This window comes from Chromatiales bacterium (genome assembly GCA_020445605.1).
Taxonomy (GTDB): domain Bacteria; phylum Pseudomonadota; class Gammaproteobacteria; order JAGRGH01; family JAGRGH01; genus JAGRGH01.
In genome coordinates, this window is the sequence record JAGRGH010000040.1 from 63,110 (window position 1) to 84,635 (window position 21,526).

General features: G+C 67.4%; 15 protein-coding genes. 3 read left to right on the forward strand and 12 right to left on the reverse strand.

Going from position 1 to position 21,526, the window contains the following annotated elements:
• Positions 1 to 99 precede the first annotated feature (99 nt).
• Entirely contained in the window at positions 100 to 1,827 is a 1,728-nt protein-coding gene (locus KDG50_08710) for a carbamoyltransferase (protein MCB1865500.1), read from the forward strand.
• A 197-nt stretch (positions 1,828 to 2,024) separates the two neighbouring features.
• Here the strand turns inward: KDG50_08710 and KDG50_08715 are convergent, their stop codons facing one another.
• The 7 genes from KDG50_08715 to KDG50_08745 form a co-directional block, all read right to left on the reverse strand.
• Entirely contained in the window at positions 2,025 to 3,278 is a 1,254-nt protein-coding gene (locus KDG50_08715; protein ID MCB1865501.1) for a redoxin family protein, read from the reverse strand.
• 18 nt (positions 3,279 to 3,296) lie between these two features.
• A complete protein-coding gene (locus tag KDG50_08720) occupies positions 3,297 to 3,929 on the reverse strand; it encodes a YdcF family protein (GenBank protein ID MCB1865502.1) in 633 nt (210 codons plus the stop codon).
• Between the two features lie 55 nt (positions 3,930 to 3,984).
• Positions 3,985 to 4,473, reverse strand: coding sequence for an aspartyl/asparaginyl beta-hydroxylase domain-containing protein (locus KDG50_08725; protein MCB1865503.1), 489 nt, complete (start codon positions 4,471 to 4,473; stop codon positions 3,985 to 3,987).
• A gap of 7 nt (positions 4,474 to 4,480) precedes the next feature.
• Positions 4,481 to 7,180, reverse strand: coding sequence for an alkaline phosphatase family protein (locus KDG50_08730; protein ID MCB1865504.1), 2,700 nt, complete (start codon positions 7,178 to 7,180; stop codon positions 4,481 to 4,483).
• Positions 7,177 to 7,938: a hypothetical protein gene (locus tag KDG50_08735; protein MCB1865505.1), complete on the reverse strand. Its 762-nt coding sequence runs from the start codon at positions 7,936 to 7,938 to the stop codon at positions 7,177 to 7,179. Before KDG50_08735 ends, KDG50_08730 begins: the two co-directional genes overlap by 4 nt.
• Before the next feature lie 125 nt (positions 7,939 to 8,063).
• The gene (locus KDG50_08740) at positions 8,064 to 8,921 is read right to left on the reverse strand and encodes a sulfotransferase domain-containing protein (GenBank protein ID MCB1865506.1); all 858 of its coding nucleotides are present in this window, start codon (positions 8,919 to 8,921) and stop codon (positions 8,064 to 8,066) included.
• Positions 8,918 to 9,817: a hypothetical protein gene (locus tag KDG50_08745; GenBank protein MCB1865507.1), complete on the reverse strand. Its 900-nt coding sequence runs from the start codon at positions 9,815 to 9,817 to the stop codon at positions 8,918 to 8,920. The genes KDG50_08740 and KDG50_08745 overlap by 4 nt, the downstream gene beginning before the upstream one ends.
• 109 nt (positions 9,818 to 9,926) lie before the next feature.
• On the opposite strand from KDG50_08745, the gene KDG50_08750 reads away from it, so the two are divergent.
• Positions 9,927 to 11,144, forward strand: coding sequence for a cytochrome P450 (locus tag KDG50_08750; protein ID MCB1865508.1), 1,218 nt, complete (start codon positions 9,927 to 9,929; stop codon positions 11,142 to 11,144).
• 330 nt (positions 11,145 to 11,474) lie between these two features.
• On the opposite strand, the gene KDG50_08755 is transcribed toward KDG50_08750, so the two are convergent.
• Positions 11,475 to 12,509: a prolyl oligopeptidase family serine peptidase gene (locus KDG50_08755; protein ID MCB1865509.1), complete on the reverse strand. Its 1,035-nt coding sequence runs from the start codon at positions 12,507 to 12,509 to the stop codon at positions 11,475 to 11,477.
• A 520-nt stretch (positions 12,510 to 13,029) separates the two neighbouring features.
• Here KDG50_08755 and KDG50_08760 point away from each other — a divergent pair.
• A complete protein-coding gene (locus KDG50_08760; protein ID MCB1865510.1) occupies positions 13,030 to 15,153 on the forward strand; it encodes a hypothetical protein in 2,124 nt (707 codons plus the stop codon).
• A 45-nt stretch (positions 15,154 to 15,198) separates the two neighbouring features.
• Here KDG50_08760 and KDG50_08765 read toward each other — a convergent pair whose 3' ends face one another.
• The 4 genes from KDG50_08765 to KDG50_08780 are packed head-to-tail and all read right to left on the reverse strand — an operon-like array spanning position 15,199 to position 21,476.
• Positions 15,199 to 17,601, reverse strand: coding sequence for a sucrose synthase (locus KDG50_08765; protein MCB1865511.1), 2,403 nt, complete (start codon positions 17,599 to 17,601; stop codon positions 15,199 to 15,201).
• Entirely contained in the window at positions 17,598 to 18,485 is an 888-nt protein-coding gene (locus KDG50_08770) for a carbohydrate kinase (protein ID MCB1865512.1), read from the reverse strand. The genes KDG50_08765 and KDG50_08770 overlap by 4 nt, the downstream gene beginning before the upstream one ends.
• Entirely contained in the window at positions 18,475 to 19,329 is an 855-nt protein-coding gene (locus KDG50_08775; GenBank protein ID MCB1865513.1) for an HAD-IIB family hydrolase, read from the reverse strand. Before KDG50_08775 ends, KDG50_08770 begins: the two co-directional genes overlap by 11 nt.
• Positions 19,326 to 21,476, reverse strand: coding sequence for a glycosyltransferase (locus KDG50_08780; protein ID MCB1865514.1), 2,151 nt, complete (start codon positions 21,474 to 21,476; stop codon positions 19,326 to 19,328). Before KDG50_08780 ends, KDG50_08775 begins: the two co-directional genes overlap by 4 nt.
• Between the last annotated feature and the right edge of the window lie 50 nt (positions 21,477 to 21,526).

A 21,526-nucleotide genomic window follows, 5' to 3' on the forward strand; every position in this document is an offset into this window, starting at 1 on the left:
CGCGCACTGGTCGCTTGCGGAGCTTTCTGGCAGTCTGTCGCGCGTTCCGCAAATCGCAACTGACTTCCGCATGTTTCGCCGCCACCAACTGCCGACGCCGTGATCGTCCTGGGACTCTCCGGCGCGGTCAGCCATGATCCGTCCGCGGCGCTGTTCGTCGACGGCGAACTGGTCGCCGCGGTCGAGGAAGAGCGCTTCCTCCGCGACAAGCACGCGAAGGGAAAATTCCCGTATGAGTCGGCACGGTTCTGTCTGGAGTTCGCCGGCATCCAGCCGCAGCAGGTCGACGTCGTCGCGTTTCCGTACGCTCACATCGGCCTGTTCAACTCACTCGCGCGCTGGCATTTCGCGCGGCGCTACTGGTATGCGCCGGATCGCGCGCTGACGGCGCTCTTCAACGGCAACCGCCGTTACCGGCGCAATCTCGCGCGACTGCGCCAGCTCTGCGACGACCTGGGCATCGGCGCGAACCGCGTGCGCATCGAGATGGTCGAGCACCATCTCGCGCATGCATCGAGCGCCTATCACCTGAGCGGCTTCAAGGAAAAGACCGCGATCGTCGGCATCGATGGCAAGGGTGAATACGCGACGACGTTCTTCGGTGTCGGCGAGAACGGCCGCATCACCCAGCGCAAGGCGTTTTACGATCCGGACTCGCTCGGCGGTTTCTATGCCGCGATGACTGAATACCTCGGCTTCGAGATGTTCGACGGCGAGTTCAAGGTCATGGGCATGGCGCCGTATGGCGACCCGACCCGTCACGACCTGTCGCGCCTGCTCAGACACGGTCCGCGCGGTTTCAGCGTCAACACGCGCCTGATCAATGTCATCGGCATGCGCCGCCACAAGGAAGACGGCCGCAACTTCTACTTCAGCCCGAAGCTGATCGAGTGGCTTGGTCCGCGCCGCGTCGGCGACGAGATCGATGATCCGTACGTGGACTATGCCGCCTCGGTGCAGAAGCTGCTCGAGGACGCCGCGCTCGAACTCATTGAGCATCACGTCGGCGACGTGCTGCGGGAGACCGGCCGCATCGTGTTCGCGGGTGGCGTCGCCTTGAACGTGAAGCTGAACCAGCGCATCGTTGCCATGCCCGGGGTGCGCGAGCTGTTCGTGCAGCCGGCGGCGAACGACGCGGGCACCGCGATCGGTGCGGCCTCGTATGTCGCCGCGCGGGCCGGCGCTCGCATCGCCCCCATGCGCCACGCATATCTCGGGCCGCGCTACAGCAACGAGCAGTGCATCGCGGCCTGCGAAGCGCACGGCTCACAACCCGAATGGGAACGCCTGGCCGACACCACCCGCGTGGCCAGCGAACTGCTGACCGCCGGCCACCCGCTGGCCTGGTTTCAGGGCCGCATGGAGTTCGGCCCGCGCGCGCTCGGCAACCGCTCGATCCTCGGCGTGCCGTCGGTGCCTGGCATCGCCGACCGCATCAACGCGCAGATCAAATACCGCGAACGCTGGCGGCCGTTCTGCCCCAGTGTGCTGGACCGCGTCGCACCGCAGATGCTCGGTACCGATCACCCGGCGCCGTTCATGACCATCACCTTCGACGTGGCCGATGGCTGGGCCGAGCGCGTGCCCGAGGTCGTGCACGAGGACGGCACGGCGCGCGCGCAGGTCGTCACGCGCGACACCAACCCGCGCTACTACGAACTGCTCGAACGCATCGAGGCCGCGACCGGCAACGGCGTGCTCCTGAACACCTCGCTGAACCGGCGCGGCGAACCCATGGTGTGCTCGCCGACCGACGCGCTGAACATGTTCTTCGGCTCCGATCTCCAGTATCTGATCATGGAGGACATCCTCGTTCGCAAGCCGTGATGCTGCCGCGAGCGAGGCAGGCCGGTTGTAAGCCTTTGCCTACACGATCTCGGGGTGTTTGCCGCTGTCGTACGGGGCGTCGGAAAACCAAACTCTAACCGTCGCCACCGAACGGACGCAGGGATGCGACACGGTGCAGGAAGCGCCCCCAACGGACCCCTCCAACCAAGCCCGGCGACCAACCCCGGTGGACGGATTCACCGGGGTTTTTCATTGCCGACGGATTTGTCGAGCAGCGCCTCGATCGGCCCCATGTTCTCGGCGCGTTCCCAGTCCAGCGCGCCGACGATCCCGTAGCGGATGCGCCCGTCGCGATCGATGACAAAGCTGGTCGGAAACGCGTGCACGTTCCAGCGCGCCGCCGCGCTCGCCTCGACATCGAGCAGGTTCGGGAACGCCACATCGACCCGCTTCAGAAACGCACGCATCTGTGCGGCGGTTTCACCGACGTCGACGCCCACGACCCGCAGCCCGCGTTCGTAGAGCCGCGCGCGCAGGCGATTCATCGACGGCAGCTCCTCGACACAGGGTGGACACCAGGTCGCCCAGAAGCTGAGCAGCACGACCTCGCCGCGAAACTCGTCCAGACTCAGCGGCCTGCCGTCCACATCCGCGAGCGCCAGCCCCGGCGCCTCGCGCGGCGGCTCGATGGCGGTCAGCGCCGTGTCGAATTTCGAGCGTGGTGGCAAGGCCAGCGGCGCGCCGTCATCGGCCGCGTGCGGCGCGTCCATCCAGCCGGCGTGGCGTCCGAGCATCTGGACCGCACGCAGCAATACGTTCGAACGGTCCGGACCACGGCCTGACTCGCCGTAGATCAGCTCGGCGCCGTCATCGAGCGCCCAGCGATACGCCGCGCTGCCACCCGCACGCAGCCGCTCGGCCAGCTGCTCGAACTGGTCCAGGCGCGCCGAGTGGGCCTGAACGATCACGACCGGCAGCCGGGTGACATCGACGACCGGGTCGAACTCGATCGGGCGGCCGATCTCGGGACGGTCCGCGGTCAGGTTCGGGCTGAACAGGATCGCGCCGGCCAGCGGCCGCGCCGGATCGCCGCGCAGGGTCCACTCGCGCGCGACGCGCAGCGCGAAGGCCGCGCCGCGACCGGCGGCGACGATGAACACCCGGCGGCCGTCACGCGCGGCGAGATCGACGAGTCCCGCGACCGCGCCGGCATCGAACTGGTGCAGGGAGCCGCGTCCCGGGGTCGCGAAGGCGCCGGCATGCAGGTCCACGCGCCAAACGGACAACCCGCGTGCATGCACTGAGCGAATGGTCTCGCGTTCGCGGCCGTGAAAGCCGTTTTCGCCGGGCAGCCACAACAGGACACCCGTCGCGCCCGGCAGGTCCAGGCGTTCCACGCCCAGTGACTCGAGCAGGGTCTCGTCAACCGCGCCGGCCGGCCCGGCGAGGACCATCGCCAGCAGGCCCGCAATCCACTTCAAACCGCGCATCTCGTGTGCATCGCTCGTTCAGTCGTTCAAACCACGCCACAGCAGGGACAGCCAGCCGCCGTACTCGGCCATGACCCAGCGAATCTGACGCGCGTCGGCCCACCAGTGTTCCGGGTCGAACGGGTCTTCTTTTGCGGCCACCGGAATGATCTCGGTCTGCGCGCCGATGCGCTCGCGCCAGATGGTCGCCGCGCGATGCGTGTGGAACCGGCTCGTCACCAGCAGGATCCGCCGCGGCAGCGGGCCCTCGGCCTGCAGGGCGGCGGTGAGTCCCTGCGCCTCCGACACGGTATCGAACGCCTGCGGCAATGCGACGGCCGTGAGCGCCGGCGCCGGGACGCCGAGAAAGCCGTAAAGCCCGGTGATCTCCAGCGGCCAGGGCGCGAGCGGTCGATAGCCCTGCGCCTCCAGCGCCTGAAGCGCCGGCGTCCTGCGATCTCCGTTGACGATGACCCGCGGCGCGTGGCCGAGTCCGTGCAGCCGCGCCGCCTCGATCGCGCGCGGGTAGTACTCCTCGCCGGTCGCAAGCACCACGATGGCGTCGGCCGACGTCGGCGTCTGATCCTCCACCAGCCAGCGCCCCATCGCCGGCAGCAGCCAGTAACGCGCGGCGAGCGCGAGCGCGGCGACGATCAGAACGGTCAGGAGCAAACGGTGCCTAATCCCGCGGCGACGCCGCGCATGCAGGCTGCGCGAGAACACGCGGTCAGTCCGCGCGCGGGATATCGACCAGCAGCACGATGCGATCGCTGGACGTGCGGTTCCAGGCCTCGTGCTCGACGGTGTCGTCGAACAGCAGGCATTCGCCCTCGCGCCAGTTCCGCACCTCCGGGCCGACCCGCAGCCCGAGATCGCCATCCGGAATCACGATGCCCAGATGGCAGCGCAGTTCCTGCTTCGGCCGGCCGCAGTGTGGCTGGATGTGCGTGTTCGGCGCGAGCCGCGAAAACCCCGCGGCCCGGATCGGGCCGATTTCTGCGAGTACCGCGGCGGTCTGCGGGCAAAAGCCGCAGCCGTGCTCAATGGGGCGGTGCTCGAAGTACAGGCCGAACACGGTCCAGCCTTCCCCATACAGGTAGCGCTCGGGCCAGGGCACGAACTCGCGATCGTGCAGCGCCCGGAATTCATCGCGGATGGTGCCGAACGCGGCTTCCAGCCGGGCCACGGCGGGGTGGCTGTGCGGATCCCGGAACACGGTCGGCTCAGGACGCGAGCAGGTAGGCCGGCTCGCGCAGCGGTGCCGGCACGCGCGCGGAATCCGCGCGCGCATGGCGTCGTGATGGAACCACTGCCGCGCACATCGCGGCGAGATCGGGCAGTTCGTCGACGCCGAAGAATTCCTGGATGCGCAGCAGCTGGGCCTCGGGTTCGTCGCAAAGCGCCGGATAGTCGATTTCGAGCAGCTCCACATGCGGCGCGTTGCGCAGCGCGGCGAGCACGCCGTCACGATGTCTCAGCAACATGCGCGCGGCCTCCCGCAGCGGCAGCCCGGCGATCAGTTCATCGCGGCCGGCGCGCTGTTGCGAGATCAGGATCTCGGCAATGGGCCGGCGAATGAACAGGATCTTGTAGTGGTGAATCCGCGGCAGATAGCCGAGCAGCGTGGACGGCATGCCGATCAGCCGCCCGCGCGCGGCATCCAGCAGGCGCGGATTCACCGGCAGGTCGTTGATCGAGCCGGGTCCGTCGGCCCCCGGCGCCGTCGCCGGATCGAACCGCGCAAAGCCACCGGCCGCCAGAATGCCGGCTACGGCTTCAACGCCAGCATGCGGCAGCCCGCTGACCACGAACTGGTTCATCGCCAGTGCCGGCGCCAGCGCTGGCGGTTCGAGCGTCACGCCGTCGGCCACCCACTGCGCCCGCAGGCGGGCCTTCTCGGCAGCCCGGGCCCGGGCGCGTTCGGCCATGTCGCGGCGCAGCCCGTCGCGCAGCGCATCCTGGTGGCCCGCCGCCTGGATCACCGCACGATGCAGCTTCAGATCGGCTTCAGTCGCGCCGTTGCGCCGCTTGATCCGCAGCAGCTGGATATGCGGCTTTGCCCAGCCCGGCGCGAGACGCGCGGCCGTGCGCAGCGCCACGACGGCCTCGAAATCACGCTTTTGCGACAGCAGCGCGACGCCCAGCAGATAGTGCGAGGGTGCGTGCTGGTAGTCGAGTCCGATCGCCTTCAGCGCGTCGGCCGCGGCCTCGTCGAAACGCCGCAGACCCAGCAGTGCGCGGGCACGGCCACGCAGCGCGTGCACGTTGGTCGGGTTGCGATCGACGACGCGGTCGAAGGTCTGGATGGCCTCGGCCCAGCGACGCAGCCGCAGCTGAGCGACACCCACGAAACGGTCGACGCCAGGAGCCGGCCCGCCATCCTCGGCGTTCAGCGTTTGCAGCAATTCTAGGCTCTCCGCGTAACGCCCGGAGGCCTGTTCGATCCGCGCCAGCACCAGCGTCACGTTCGGCGACTCGGGGCTGAGTTCGCGCAGGATCTCGGCGTTGTCGCGCGCCTCGCGCAACAGACCGAGCGAGAGCTGCAGGTCGATCAGTTCGACCAGGTAACGGGTCTGCTCCGGGGCGGCTTCGCACAGGCGCTCCAGGTCTCCCAGCGCCTCCGCCGGCTGGCCCGCGTCGCGCAGCGCCCGCGCGCGGTTCCAGTACCAGCGCTCGTCGATCTTTGCGAGCGGCGTCGCCGCCGGCTGCGATTCGGCCGCGACGCCGGCGCCCATGGCGGCGAAAACCCCGCCGAGCGACGCGGTCTCGTCCGATGGCGCCTCGACTGCGGCATAGGCGGCCGGTGCCGCGATGCTGGCTGCGGGTGCGCGCTCGGTGGCCGGTGTCGCGGCGAGGATTTCGCCCAGCACGCGGCCCGGTAGGTCGTCGGTCACGGGCAGGGACAGCAGTTGCAGTACCGTCGGCGCGACGTCCAGCACGCGCGCCCCGTGCAGCAGCGCATCGGCGCGGATGGCCGGGCCGGCGGCGATCAGAACGCCATGTCCGTGGCGGTGCGCCTCGCGCGGCTCGCGCACCCAGCGCGCGATCGCGGGCCCGGTCGGCTTGCGCGCGCCGTGGGTCGACGTGACGAAAACGGTTGCTGATGCCCCGGCGACCTCCAGGAGCCGGCCGAGCAGCAGGTCCAGCAGGCGGCAGGCCCGGTCCAGCACCGCCCCGAAGAGTCCGGCGTTGTGCTGCCGCCCGAGCACATGGCTGGGCATGAACGCGTGCAACAGGTCATCCAGGAGCGCGTAGCTCGCCATCGTGAAGTCGGGCCGCCGGTGTTCGAGGAGCCAAAGCAGCGCGGCATGGCGCGAGAAGGTCTGCGCGAGCGCCGCGCCGATGATGGCCAGGCGTGGATCGCGCTCCTGGTTGACGCTGCCCAGCCCCGGCTCGAAGAACGCGAGCATTTCCCAGTCGACTTCTTCGGGGCGCATCCAGCATTCGGCCAGTGGCTCGCGAAGCTCCGCGGGGGAGATGCAGCCATCGACAAGTGCATCGGTCTTCGGCGCGGTCGGCGAACCGAGGTACTCCGAAACGACATCTACACCCTTGGTGATTTCGCCGTGCGTGACGGCGCCGCCGACGACACCGGCGCGGCGACCGCAAGCCGCGACCCGCTGCCAGAGCATGGAGACCTGTCGATCGCGCGCGGTCAGTACATGCGGTGCCGCATCGCCGGGGTTCTGGCGCACCCGCGCAAACACGCCGTGGCGGGCCGCGGGCTGGCCGCTCGCAAGGCTGTTCCAGAGCAGGGCGCTGACCTGGGGGCGGGGTGCGGTGAGCGTGCCGGAACAGCCGGCCTCGACCAGCCGCGCGAGATTCGGCAGCTCGCCGGCGTCGATCAGCGGATGCAGCAGCGCCCAGTCGAGACCGGGCAGGTCGATCAGCAGGAGTGGGCCTCCTGCCGCGGCTTCGCTCACTTAGCGGCGGGTTTGCGTCTGCGCCGCAATGCCGCCAGCCCGGCGGCGCCGGTCGCGAGCAGCGTCAGCGGCGCGGCGAATGGCAGCGGTACTTCCCTGGGTCCGCCCGGAACCACCGCGGGGACGTTCGGCACATCCTGCATGAACAGCTCGTGCGCGTCGATCGATCCGTACTGGTAACGCAGCCAGCCGTAGTAGATCTGGCCGCCACCGGCGTCGCGCCGAAGGCCGATATAGTGATCCTGCCCCGTGGACTTGAAGCCTTTGCCCTTCAGCGCTAGAAAGCTCCCGCGCTGCCAAGGCAGGGTTCCGTCGATCACCGTGCCCGGAGGCAGGTTGCCGCCCTTCGCGACGGTGACGTTCGGGCCGCCGACCGCAAGTCCCGGACCGGTCTTGGTGGAGGCGATCTTTTCTCCCTTGTTCGCCTTGAACGTGTCGCCCGGAATCAGGTACAGCGAGTTCTGCGGCAGATTGAGTTTGACGTCGGGCGGGGTGCCGGACTTCATGGACAGTACGCCGGGCGGAGGACCGGAAACCGAACCGGTACCCAGCGCGATATCCAGATCCACGCCCTGGTGCTTGCTCAGCCCCACGGCGTCAAGGCCAAGGAACGTATCGGTATCCACTGCCGACAGCGGCGGGCCCCATTCGACATGCAGGGCGGAGGCCGGCAGCGCGCCACCGGCAAAGCCGGCGCCGACGAGATAGCTCAGCAGCTGTTTGCGATCGGATCCGATCGCGTCGATGGTCAAGCCCATGTCGTCCCCCCCCGGAGTATGGTCTGGTGCGCCTGATTCAAAACTCGGCGCTGCCGCGATTCTAGGCCCAGTGTTCGCGCACGCGCAATCGCGGTCAGCGGACGGCCAATCCCGCGAACGCCCGTTCACGCATCCAGCCGCAGGGCCTCCGGCGTCCACGATTCGGCCTCCGCCGCATCGACCGGATAGCCCAGATGCGCGAGCAACGGACCGGCGAGCTTCTCGACCAGGGCCTTCTGCGGTCGGGAAAGCTGTTCGCGCCAGCCGCCCCAGCCACCCTTGCCCGTATGGTTCGGCTGCTGGTTCTGCATCGCCGGCAGGTTCGTCGCACCGGCCACGCCCGCGAGTGCGGCGTCATCGAGTTGCAGCCCGAGAAAATCCGCAATCCGGCGCAGTTCGCCGATCGGATCGCTGAGCATGCGCTCGTAGAAGATCACGTGGCCGTGATACTCGGGCCGGTAGGCGAGGTGCGACTGGATGTGTGTGACCCAGGCGTGGATCGACTCGCGCAGACCGTGATCGAGGTACTGCGCAGGCCGGTCGAATCCGTGCGGGCGCATGCGCAGATTGAACGGCGTGAACGCGAAACGCGCGAGCGACAGCGCGACGTCGCGTGGATCGCGAACCACATACAGGACATGGGAGAAGCGCCGGTAGATGTCCGCCGACAGCGTGGTCCACGACGAGTGCGAAGCCGCCTGCGTCGTCGAAGCGACGTAGGCGTCGATATCGTCGATCGGCCACTTATAGACGTCGAGGATCGAATAGAAAAGCTTCAGCGTGCCGATGTTGATGAAATCCACCTCGGCTACATGGCGCACGCCCAGATCGCGCTCGCGCAGGGCCAGCGCGACCGGGTCCGAATCCACGTTCTGGCGAACCTCCACCCCGGCCTCGACCAGACACCGGCGCACCTGGTTGTACAGCCAGACATTGCCGCTGCGCGGCACGCCGTTCTGGAGGATGTGCAGCTCTGGCCTCATTGCGACTCCCGCGCATAGCGAATCAGACGACGCACCGGTTCGCCGCCGAGCCGGATGGCGAGCCGCGCGGTTTCCTGGTGCCGCTTCTGGCTGGCCACGAAGCGCACGAATTCGAGCCCCAGCGGCACGCCCTGGCGGACCGAGTTGTAGATGAGTTCCGCGTTGACCCAGCCGTTGCGATAGCCCGGGTCGACCCAGCGACCGGACACGACATAACCACGTTCGCCCGCGACCGGGCTGACCGCCATCAGGCCGACCAGCTCGTCGTTCACGACGATCGCCGTGCTGCGCTCGAGATCGACGCGTTCGGCGTTCTCGCCGCCTACGCGCGCGTCGAACTCCGCCGTGTTCATGATGTGATCGTTGTGCAACGCGGTCCGGATCGCCGGCAGCAGGCCGGGCTCGAAGGACAGCACCCGGCCACCGGCCGGCACGCCACCGTGACGCTCGAGCCGCTCATGAATCCGGCGGCAGCGTGACCACACCTCGTCGAACCCGGCCTGGTATTCGTCGATCGTCTCCAGCTGCGCGAACCCGTGGGCTGCGAGCAGCTGCGCGCGCGGGCAGTCCGCGCTTTCGAGCAGGTCCTGCGTGACCAGCGGCAGCGCACGGACGCTAGCGACGTCGACAAGGCCCCGCTCGAGCAGCTCGGCGCGAACCGGGCCATCCTCGTAACCGGGCAGCAGGCGCCAGACGAAATAGCAGCGCTCGCGCCCGTCGCCACCGGCCAGCGCTGGCGTCGCGCAGGACACAAAGCAGCCGACCACGCGCTCGCGCGGCTCGGTCGCGCTGGCAACGAAAATGCGCAGATGCGGCCCGCTGCGAAACGGCACACGGAACAGGCGCAGCACGAGCGCGGTTTCGTCGGGCCAGGCAGGCCGGTACTCGATCGGCACGGGGATCGCAGGGAACTGTCGTGGAGAGTGGCAGGCAGTATCATAGCCCGCGCCAGCTGCCGCGCTGCCACCGGCTGCCGCGCAACGCGTCAATCCAGCACCATCCGCAATGTACCCTCTGGACCCGGCCGACGCCGCCTTCATCGCCGACCCGTTCCCGGTGTTCGCACGCATGCGCGAAGCGGGCGCGGCACTGCGCGTGCGTGCGTCGGACAACGTGCTGGAGTGGTACGTCACGCGCTTTCGCGACGTCGATGCGCTGCTGCGCGACAGCGACCGCATCGCCAAGGACGAATGGCGGCTTCGGACCGGGCCGGGACGCGCACACGTCCCGCCGGTGGTCGAGTATGTCAACCGTCACGTGCTGTTTCGCGATCCACCGGATCACACCCGTCTGCGCGCACTGGTCAACAAGGCGTTTGCGCGCCGCGAGGTCGAGGGGCTGGCCGGTCCCATCCAGACCATCGCCGACACCCTGATCGACCGCGTGATCGGGCGCGGCGAGATGGACCTCGTGCAGGACTTCGCCTACCAGTTGCCGCAGATCGTCATCGCGCGACTGCTCGGTGTCCCCGAACGCGACTACGGTGCGCTGCGTGTGTGGATCCAGGCGCTGGTCGACCTGACCAATGCCAATGCACCGTACGCCTCGCTCGCCGGGCGCCTGCACGAGTTCGTGCACTATCTCGGCGGGCTGTTCAGCGCGCGGCGCAGCAAACCCGAGGCGGACCTGATCACCGCGCTGGTCGAGGTGCATGAGCAGGGCGACCGGCTCGACGGGCCGGAGCTGTACAACATGGTGGTCGTGCTGATCGCCGCCGGGTTCGAAACCGTCGCGAACTTCATCAGCAACGCGATGCTGGCCCTGCTGCGCAATCCCGAGCAGTTCGACCGCCTGCGCGCCGAACCGGCGCTGATGGAGTCCGCCGTCAATGAACTGCTGCGCTACGACGGCCCGGTGCGCACCTCGACGCGGCGCTGGGCGGCCGTGGACTTCGAACTCGATGGCCAGCGCATCCGTCGCGGCGAGACGATCCGTCTGGTGCTGTCATCGGCGAACCGCGACGCGAACGTGTTCAGCGACCCGGATCGCCTGGACCTGAATCGCGACGGGCCGCGCAATCTGGCGTTCGGCGGCGGCATCCACTATTGCCTCGGCGCCTCGCTGGCGAAGCTCGAGGCGCGCATCGCGCTCTCGACCCTGCTCGAACGCCTGCCGAACCTTCGCCTGGCCGCAGATCCGGCTGCGCTGCCGTGGCGGTCGAGCATCCTGATCCGCGGGCTGTGGAAACTGCCGATCGCCTGGGAAACCTCGCACAAGCCCTGATCAAGCCATCCGGGCTGGTGTCCTGTCCCACAATGATCTATCGCTTCTGCGTGGCTGAGCCGGGCTGAATCAAGGCGGCGATGCGCAGCCATAGCGGGCTATGGTCAGGATCGCCAACGCCGAGTCAGCCCTGCTCAGCCGCGCCCGCAGGGAGGGCCCCTACGGTTCGAGGGCTGTGTTGCGCCGCTTGCCAATGGAATGACCATTGCCTTCACGACGCGCCTTGCGCTCGAACCGTAGGAACCCTCAGAAATGACAGATCATTGTGGGACAGGACACTAGCCGGCGCGGCACTTCGCGTTGCCGCAATGCGCCGCGGTATGAGCCGCGTCAGTCCTTGCGCTTGCGCTCGCGCAGAAACGCCCAGGCGAGTTCGGCGCCCTCGGCATCGCGGCACTGCGGGCCGAGAAGCCGCGCAAGGGCCTTGCGGTTTTTCACGGCATGCCCGATCGACGGCATCCAGTGACCGCCGCCGGTCAGGCGGTAGAACCACACCGGCGCGCCGTCGCTCCCGGCCGGATGGCGCGTCAGTTCGATCCGGCACTTGTCCTCGGGATCGACGTCCGGCAGTGCCTCGGTCTGCTTGGCGCTGGCATCTGCACGGTTGGCCTTTACCCACCACTCCAGGGTGTCGGCGGCCGACAGGACATTTCCACGCATGCGCCCGACCTGGCCGCCTTCGAACGGCATGATGCGGTCGAGCGTGCCGTTGGCAATCATCAGCGCACGCGGATTGGCGGGCGGGCGCACGCGGGTACTCTGCTTCGGCAGGTTCGCGACGAACGCCGCGCCGGCGGCGAAGCGATCGGACTGCTCGATGAGCAGTCGATAGGTCATTACGCCGCCGTTCGACGCACCCGACACATACAGCCGGTCCGGGTCGTAGGCGTAGCGCTCGCGCGCCCAGTCCGTGAGCCGGCGCATGAAGCCGAGATCGTCGACCTCGGCCTTGGCCAGCGGCCCGTCGGCGCGCAGATCGTCCCAGTTCTGCCGGTCGCCGGCCGCATCGCCGCTGCGCGCGGCGGTGCCGTTCGGCACCAGCAGCAACAAGCCCTCGCGATCGGCGATGGTCTGCCAGGCCTGGCTGCCGCCGGCGTCCGGCTCGAACAACTTGCGCATGCTCTGCGTGCCGCCGTGCAGGAGCACCAGGGCAGGCGAGCCAGGTTTGAACGTCTGCGGAACATAGACCCGCAGATGGCGATAGCGGCCGCTGACATCGAGCTGGATGTCGTGCCAGCCTGTTGCGGGCGGACTGGACCCCGGCTGGCTGACAACCGGCGTCGATTCGGCAGCAGCCGTGATCACGCCCGGCACGAACAGAAGCAGCGCAGCGCAGAGCGATCGGTACGAACGCAAAATCATCATGGGACTGGGTTTACTCCCGGGCGGAAGGGGCAAGCCGGCGCGAGTCTGGCGGCGGGGGCCATCATAGGCGTACGTCACCGTGCGACGCGACCCGTTTCGGCCGAGTTTCGGCACAACGCAGGTTCGTGCTCATCGCGCTTTTCAAACCGGACAATCCAGGGAAGCTCGGATCAATCCATCCTGGATTGCCAGAGCAGCGAACTTCCATGTGCCGCGGGATACTCTAGATTTGTTCAGTGTTTCTCTGGTGTCCGTTCCGCGCTGACCACGGGTTGCAGGACTGCCCCTGGCGGCAGAGAAAAACAGTGCCCGTCTGTGGATCGATCGTGCAATACTTCGCCCGCGGCAAGCGCAGGATGCTCACAAGAAGCGGAGACCTCGTTCCGCGAGCTTGCCGTAAAAAAACACCGCCGAAACGCACATCACGCCAGTTTCTGAAGGGGGAATGATGGTGAGATCAACTCGTGTTGCTGTCAGCCTCTTCGCGGCATGCGCACTGCTCCCGTGCGCATCACGGGCCATGACCGGGGAGCCCGGCTTTATCGAGAACCGCGGCCAGTGGAACCCGGCCGCGTTGTATCGGCTGGAGACCACCGGGGACCAGGGCGCGCAGCTCAGCGTCTGGCTGGATCGCGGTGGCTTCGTCTACGACGCGTCGGCACTCGGTGCCAGCGCGGTGGAGGATGTCGCTCCGACGACGACGCGACACAGCGTGGCCGTCGAATTCGTGGGCGCGGCAGCAGCGTCCGTTTCCGCACAGTCGCAATTGCCCGGCACTTACAACTGGCTCGGCACAGGCGCGACATCCGCGCCCGCACATGCCTGGCGGCGGGTGGCCTACCGCGGTGTCTACACCGGGATCGACGCCCGCTTTGACGTGGTCGGGGGCGGCACGCTCGAGACGACCTTCGAGGTCGCACCCGGCGCGGATCCCGACCGAATCGGCCTTCGCTACACCGGTGCCTCGGACCTGCAACTGGACGCCGACGGCAACCTGGTGATCACAACAACCGCCGGCGACATCGTCGAGAGCCGGCCGCTGGCCTGGCAGGTGAACGCCGACGGTCAGCACCTGCCCATTGCCGCGGCATTCGAACTTCGTGGCACGGAAATCCGTTTCGCGCTCGGCACGCTCGACCCGACACTGCCGCTGGTGATCGACCCCGTGGTGACGTTCTCGCGGCACATCGGTGGTTCAAGCAGTGAGTATGTCGCCTCGGTGCACGAAGACGCCTCGGGCCGCTACATCACGGGCTGGAGCGGCTCGAGCGACTACCCGGCGACGGCGGGTGTGGTGCAACCGGGCAATGCGGGCGGCGCCAACGATTTCTTTGCGGCGAAATTCAATCTTGCGAACGATACGCTGCTGTGGGCCACCTACGTCGGCACCACGGCGACCGAGTACCTGGGTCGTTCGGTGCTGGCCGCAGATGGCTCGCTGTACGTCGCCGGCTCCGTCCTCAGCGGAAGTGTGGGCCTGATCCAGGGCACGGGCGGCTCGTACGACCTCGAGGTGTTTCATCTGGCCGCGAACGGCCAGAGCCTGCTGGCGTCGGCCCGCCTCGGTGGGTCAGCGTCCGACTACCTCGGCGACATGCGCTTTGGCACCGGCGGCGACCTGGTGCTGACCGGGCAGACCGGGTCCGACCTGGTGAGCTGGGGTTCGCCGACAGGATACGACACGGCACCGTCGGGCACCGACGCGTTCGTCCTCAGGCTCAACGCCGCGCTGACGGCCATGACGGACTTCACCTACTTCGGCGGCAGCAGTTCATCCGAGGGCGCCCTGGGCGTCGCCGTGGATGCCGGCAACAACGTGTATATCACCGGATCGACGTTTTCGACCGACAGCCCGCTCAATACGCTGTTCGGCACCGGCGGCGGTTCCGACCAGTTTGTCGCGAAGTTCGATGCCGGGCTCAACAACCTGATCTATGCCCTGCGGTTTGGTGGTTCCGGTTCGGAACTGACCACATCACTGACCTATACCGGCGGCCTGTTGGGGACGGCAGGGGCCAATCCCCTGGTCGTCGACACGCTGGGACGGGCCTGGGTGGTGGCCAGCACCGCGTCACCGAATTTCCCGGTAAGCGGCGGCGCCTACCAGACTTCGCAGCCGGGTAGCTACTCGGCCTTCATCGCGGTCGTGAACACGGCCGGCACCGCCCTTGACGCATCAACCCTGCTGGGCGGGGACTCCACCGATCTCGGCCGGGCGATTCAGCTCAGCGGATCGCGGGTTGTCGTGACCGGCGGCACCGCATCTTCCAATTTTCCGACGACCGCGGGCGCGGTTCAGACGATCAACGGCGGAAACTACGACTTCTTCCTGTCGGTGCTGTCGACCGACCTCACCACGCTGCACTACTCCACCCTCTGGGGCGGCGACAGCACGGACATTGGCAGTGCATTGATTGCCGATGGCCCGCGCATGCTGATTGCGGGAGATACGTTCAGTCCGATTCCCGCTGTGCCGACGGGCGCTCTGCCGTTCGGACCGGGCGGCTCCTACGACACGGGACTGGTCGAGATCACGCCCACCCCGGCCGCGCCCGTGCCCGCGCTAGGCCCCCTGGGACTGGGGCTGTTCATGCTGATCCTGACCGGGTTTGGACTTCGCGTCGCGCGCAGGCGGCCGACCTGAGGTGCCCGAAACGCCGGGGCGCGTCGCGCCCCGGACATTCCGGGTTCAGCCGATCGCCTGCGCGAGCGGACGGAACTGCAGGCCGTAGAACATTTCCAGATACCGACGCGTCTCGGTGCGTTCCAAGTCGCTGACGAACTTCCAGAAGCCGTAGACGCGTGACAGCGTCATGAGCCGCTCGGCGTAGCGCGCCCAGGTGTAGCGTGCGGCGACGCGCTCGATGCCGCCGCGCGCGATGCGATCCCAGTGGTCGGCGTCGGCCTCGCATTGCACGAAGAACGCTTCCATCCGTTGCGCGGCCGTGTCGCCGTGGTTCGGGTCGATGTGAAAACCGGATTCGCCGTCGACGATGATTTCCGACGGACCGCCGAAGCGTGTCGCAAACGTGGGTAGCCCCGTGGCCATCGCCTCCACGACGGTGAGACCAAACGCCTCGAACAGCGCGGGCTGCACGAACGCGCCGCGGCGGTCGGCAATCGAGCGATACAGTTCGCCGCACAGCGACTTGTCCAGATGTTTGCCGAGCCAGCGCACGCTGCCATCCAGCCCGTATTCGTTCATGAGCGCATGCATGCGTTCGATCTGCGCGCGCTCCTCGGCGTCGCCCGAGCGGTTCACGTCCACATGCCCGGAAACCACAAGCAGATTCGCTCGCTCGCGCAACGCATCATTGCGCGCATACCACTCGACCAGCCCGGTGATGTTCTTGATGCGATCCATGCGTGCCATGGTGAACAACAGTGGTTTCGTGGTGTCCTCGAACACGCCACGGATGTCGTGGGCGGTCTCGCGCCCGTCGATCAGATCGTCGACTTCCGGCGCCAGGTGCACGAGGCGGCGCTCGTGTTCGGCGGCCGGGAAATACACCTCGGCATCGGCGCCGGGCGACACGATGTTGAATTTCGGATCGTAGACATCGATGCCATGCACCACCCGATACAGGCCCGGCATCGTGAACGCGCCGTGCGCCTCGTACTGACCGACGCTGTCGTCGGTGCCGGCGATTTCCTGATAGGTCGAGGTGATGATGAAATCGGCCGCGTTCATCGCAATGAGATCGGCGGTGAACTGGCAGGAAAAGTGATATTGCGCGTCGGTCTCGCGCCAGTACAGATCCGAGTACAGGTACTTGGTCTTCTCCAGCGCATGCGCGATGTTGCACTGCGTGACGCCGAGCGACTGCGACAGCAGTGTCGCCACCAGGTTGCCGTCGGAGTAGTTGCCGACAATCAGGTCCGGGCGTCCGCCCAGATCGACCAGCAGTTCGCGCTCGACATCGGCCGCATAGCGTTCCAGAAACGGCCAGATCTCGAAACGCGAGATCCACTGCGGCACGACGGTGCCGTCCGCCGTGCGAAACGGCACCCGCAGGATGCGCGCATGTTCGGTGCCGGCGACCGGCTCCAGCCGCTGATCGGAAGTCGTGCCCTCCGCGTTCGGGATCAGGCGCGTGACAATGACGACCTGCGGTTCGATGTCCAGCCCGTGCGCGGCGATGCGTTCGCGCATCTCGCGCTCCAGCGCGCGCACCTGGTCGAGAATGTAGACGACTTGGCCGCCGGTGTCCGGCCGACCCAGCACGCCGGACTGCCCGAACCAACCATGCGGCGAGACGATTGCGACCGAAAAGATCATCGGTACGCGGGCCAGGAATCGCTCGAGTCCGTCGGGTGTCGGCGCCTCCAGCATCTCGAGCAACAGCTGCATGGTCTGACGCATGTCCGCCGCCGTGCGACCCCAGCCGGGCTCGAAACCAAGGCCGCGCAGCCGTGCGCCAAGCACGTGCCAGTCCGCGCCCGCGTCCTCGCCGGCCAGCCAGTCTTCCGCCGCGCGCAACGCTGCGCGAAGTTCACGCACGTTGTTGATGCTGTCGTTCAGCATCAGCTGCTGCTCGCGCCAGCGATGCACGCGCAGAAATTCCAGCAGGCCACCGTCGCCCTTGCCGAGTTCCTCGAACAGGCTCGATGACAGGCGCCGGTTCAGAAACTCCACGCCGCGCCCGATCGAGCGCGCCTCACGCATGCGCGGGAACGAACGCGCGAACGGTTCGAGGTCCACGGTCAGGGTCCATTCCGGGGGCTTTCCTGAGGCTACAAGCCGTTCCTTGAACGCCAGGAACTCGTCGACCGGCACGGCCGCGACACTGCCGGTGTCGGTCTCCACGCGCAGGTACATCCAGCGTGCGACCTTGGAGCGCAATGCGAAATACAGCCAGGTCTCGTGCAGCACGGCCTCCTGCGCCCAGCGCACGAGCTGCCCGAGCGGCGTGTCGACCAGTCGTTCGCACTGTGGCGACTCGCACACGCCGGCGAAACTGTCCTGCAGATCCGAACGCAGGAACAGCGCACGGTCGCGACTGCGCAGCTCGTGCCAGAAACGGTGCGCAAGCTGCGGCTCGGTCTGTAAAAAGTCGTGCAGTTCGCGATCGATCGATTCGCGCAGGCTCATGAATCACCCCAGGCTTCAAGAAACGGTTGGTAGAAGCGGCGCTCGCTGGTCGTTGCGCCACGCAGGCCGACGACGGCCGAGGCAAACCCCTGCGCGCGCTCGAGCGTTCGCTCCAGCGGCCAGTCGCGTGCCAGCCCGAGCAGGAGAACGGCCGCAAACGCATCGCCGGCACCAACGGTATCGACCACGGCACCGGTGGATGCGGGCGCGATGCCGACGCTGTCACCGCCGGCGCTGAACGCGACCGCGCCACGCTCGCCCTGCGTCAGGTACAGACGTTCCAGCCCATGCCGCTCGATCAGATGCCGGGCGCGACGTGCCGTGCCGTCGTGATCCGGCGCAAGCAGGGCCAGTTCGTCTTCGTTGAGCTTGCCCCAGCGCGCGGCATGCAGGGCCGCGTGTACGGATTCGCCGGTCCACCACGGTGCGCGCAGGTTGACGTCGACGAAACGGCCCGGCCCGTTGGCAGCCAGCGCGGCGAGCGCCGCCCGATTCCCGACATCGCGCAGCGCGAGTGTGCCGTGGTAGAGAATCGCGTCCGCAGCGGTTGCCGCGAGCCCCCGCGCATGGATCGCGTCCCAGGCGCGGTCCCCGACGATCTCGTATTGCGGCTGCCCGTCAACGATCCGCACATCGACCACGCCGGTTGCACGATCGGGGTCGACCTGCAGGCCGGTGTCGTCGAGTCCCCACTCGCGCATGCGCATGCGGATCTCGCGGCCGAGGTCGTCATCGCCCACGCGCGACACAAACGCCGGCTGCGCACCGAACGCCGCGAGATGCCAGGCGAGATTGAACGGCGCGCCACCGAGCACGGCGCGGCCGTCCTCGAATCGGTCGAACAGGACCTCGCCAAATACACACAGCGTCCGTTCAGTCGGCATCCGCTGAACCCTCGCATGCCTCGATCATGTGCGGCATGAAGTGTGCGATGCCTTCCAGAATCCCGGCGCTGTAGTTGCCGTTCATCCGGCACCAGCCGCGCGCGAGATACAGCCGGTCGGGATGACCGTCTCGATGCGCGAGCGCTTGGGCTGCCTGGCGGATTTCGTCACTTGCATTGGCGACCAGCACGGACGGCAGGCCGCTTGTTAGCACTTCCAGATCATTGCCGCTGTCACCGGCGAACAGCACTTCGGCCTCCCCGAATCCGGTGCGCGCACGCAGAAACTGAATTGCATGCAATTTGGATGCCCGCTCGGGAAGCACATCGAGCAGGCCGATACCGGCCGGTTCGTCGAGACTCCAGATCAGCCGCGAATGCAGGCCCGCGGCCTGCAGGCGTTGCCCGATTTCCGCTGCGATGGGTTCGCGCCGCAGTTTCGCCGGCACGTAATAGCTGAGTTTGTGGCGTCCCTGGCGCGCGCGCTCCTGCAGTCGCAACGACTTCGTGCCGGCCAGCACGGCGCGCACATCGTTGCCGGTGCGGCCGCTCCAGTCCTGGCCGATTTCCCGCTCCCAGTCTGGCCAGGGCTGCCAGCGGTCGTCGTGCCACGAAAAGATGCTCGTGCCGACGTCGGCGATGATGAACGCGGGCTTTGGCAGGCTGTAGGTTGCAATCGCGCGTTCCACGAGTTTCAGGTGCCGTCCCGAGACGTACACCAGTGTCACGTCCGCGCGTGCGGCACAACGTGCGAAGCTCTGCCGCGACTCGGGCGACTCCGGTGCGGGCCCGTTCGGGATCAGCGTGCGATCCAGATCGGTGCACAGCAGCATGCGCGCACTCATCCGGCGCGATCCGCTGCTTCTTCCGGCACGGTGCAGCTGCGAAAAAAGTCGTAGTGCTCGATCGCCTCGCAGATGCCGGCCGCAAACGGCCGCTCGGCGAAGTACACACGATCGATGTCGACCAGTCGCGACAATTCTTCGTGATGGCGGTTCTTCACCACCACGGCGAGCGTGTTGCCACGCATCATGTCTTCGTCCGCACCCGAGCCGCCGGCCACCAGCATGTGTTCGAGCGGTATCTCCCAGCGCGCCGCGAAATAGCGCAGCGCAAGACCCTTGGACGCTCGGATCGGCAGGATGTCCAGAAACTGTCCGAACGAGATGAACACGTTGACCGATTGCAGTTCCTGATGCAGCAGGGCGGTCAGTTCTTCGGCCGACGGCGCGCTGGCCGGGTCGATGTAATAGCTGATCTTGAACCGGTGCTGCTCGCCGCGCGGCTGTGGCTTGATGCCGGGCAGTCCACGCAGCACGCGGTGCACGACATTCGGGGTCCAGCCATGATCAATGTGATCGGCCCAGTACGCGTCGGCGGTGAGTTTCGGTGCGTAATGAATCTCCGCGCCACCGCTGGTGATCAGCACGTCGGGTTCCGGAATGCCGTGGCGCTTGATCATCGCGAGCGCGGAATCCAGGCGCCGGCCGGTGGCAATCCCAAACGACGCACACTTGCGATGCGCAACCAGCAGCTCGGCGAACGCCGGGATCGTGCTGGGATCGCCCAGCAGATTCTGATCGAGATCGGTGAACAGCGCACGATCGTGGTAGAGCATTGCGCGTCGGCGGTTCAGTGGCGGACGGCTGAGCACCTCGTCGCGCCCGAGCACCGGCCGCACGATGTCCAAGTACTTCTGCGCATGCGCGGGCCACGCGTAGTGTTCGCGCACGCCGCGCAGACCGCTTGCCGCACGTTGATCCCAGCGCTCGGCATCGCCCAGCACGGCAATGATCGAATGCGCCATCGCCTCGGCGTCGAGCGGATCGACCAGCAGGCCGTTGTCGCAGTTGGCGATGATGTCCTGCGGACCGCCGTCCTCGGTCGCAACCACGGGCAGTCCGCTGGCCGCGGCCTCGATCAGGGTCAGCCCGAATGGCTCGGTCAGCGCCGGATTCACGAAAACACCGCGCGTCGCAGCGGCGAGCCGATACAACTCCGGGACATCGGCGGCGGAATGGTGCTTGGGATAGGCGATATGGCCGTAGAGATCATGACGGTCGATCGCCAGCAGCAGATCGCCGAGCACCGCTGCGGCGCCTTCATCCAGATCGCGGATATCGTCGCGATTGCCGGCAACGATCACGAGGTTCGCCATGCGCCGCAGTTTGCTGGACGCGCCGTAGGCGTTTACCAGCGTCGCGATGTTCTTGCGTGCGTCGGCGCGCGAGAGCGCCAGTACGATCGGCTTTTCGGGCTTGCGCAGAAACCGTCCCACGGCGCGCGCGATCTCGCTGTCGCGCTCGTGTCCGTCCGGAGGATGAAACCGCTTGAGGTCCGTGCCCGGTGGCACGACCGCCATGCGTTCCGGCTGGTAGTGATCGTATAGGCCGTACTGGGATTCGATCTCCTGATGCGTGGAGGTGATCACGCGACGCGCGGATGCGAGCGTGAACTCCTCGGCCTCGATGCGCCGCGCCATGTGATAGCGGCTTTCGATCTCCGCGGCGCTGAGCCCGGATGCAAGCAGGCGTTGGCGTTTGACGCGACCGAGTGAGTGGCCGGTATGCACGAGCGGTACGCCGGAGAGATTCGCGAGCCGCGCGCCCACATAGCCGCCATCGGCGTAGTGACTGTGGATCAGATCGGGCAGGCCCCCGTTGTCGCGAAACCAGTCGAGCAGGTTGTCCGCGAACGCGTCGAGGTGATCCCAGAGCAGTTCCTTGCGCAGATAACCGGGCGGTCCGGCCGCGATGCGCACGATGCGCGCACGTGGTCCGAGGGGTTCGATCGGCTCGCGGTAGTCGGCATCGACCGCGGCATCGGCCACGAGTCGTGTGATCAGGTCGACCTGCCGGATGCCCTCGCACTCGGCGAGTGCACGCGCGAGTTCGACGACATACTTGGTCTGATCGCCGGTATCCGCGTCGCGACCGAGTTCGAGGTTGTCGCCACGGATCAGCCCGTGGACGCTGATCAGCGCAATTCGCATGCACTCACCCGTGTCCACCGCAAGGCAGCGCCGCAACCGCCCGCCTCATG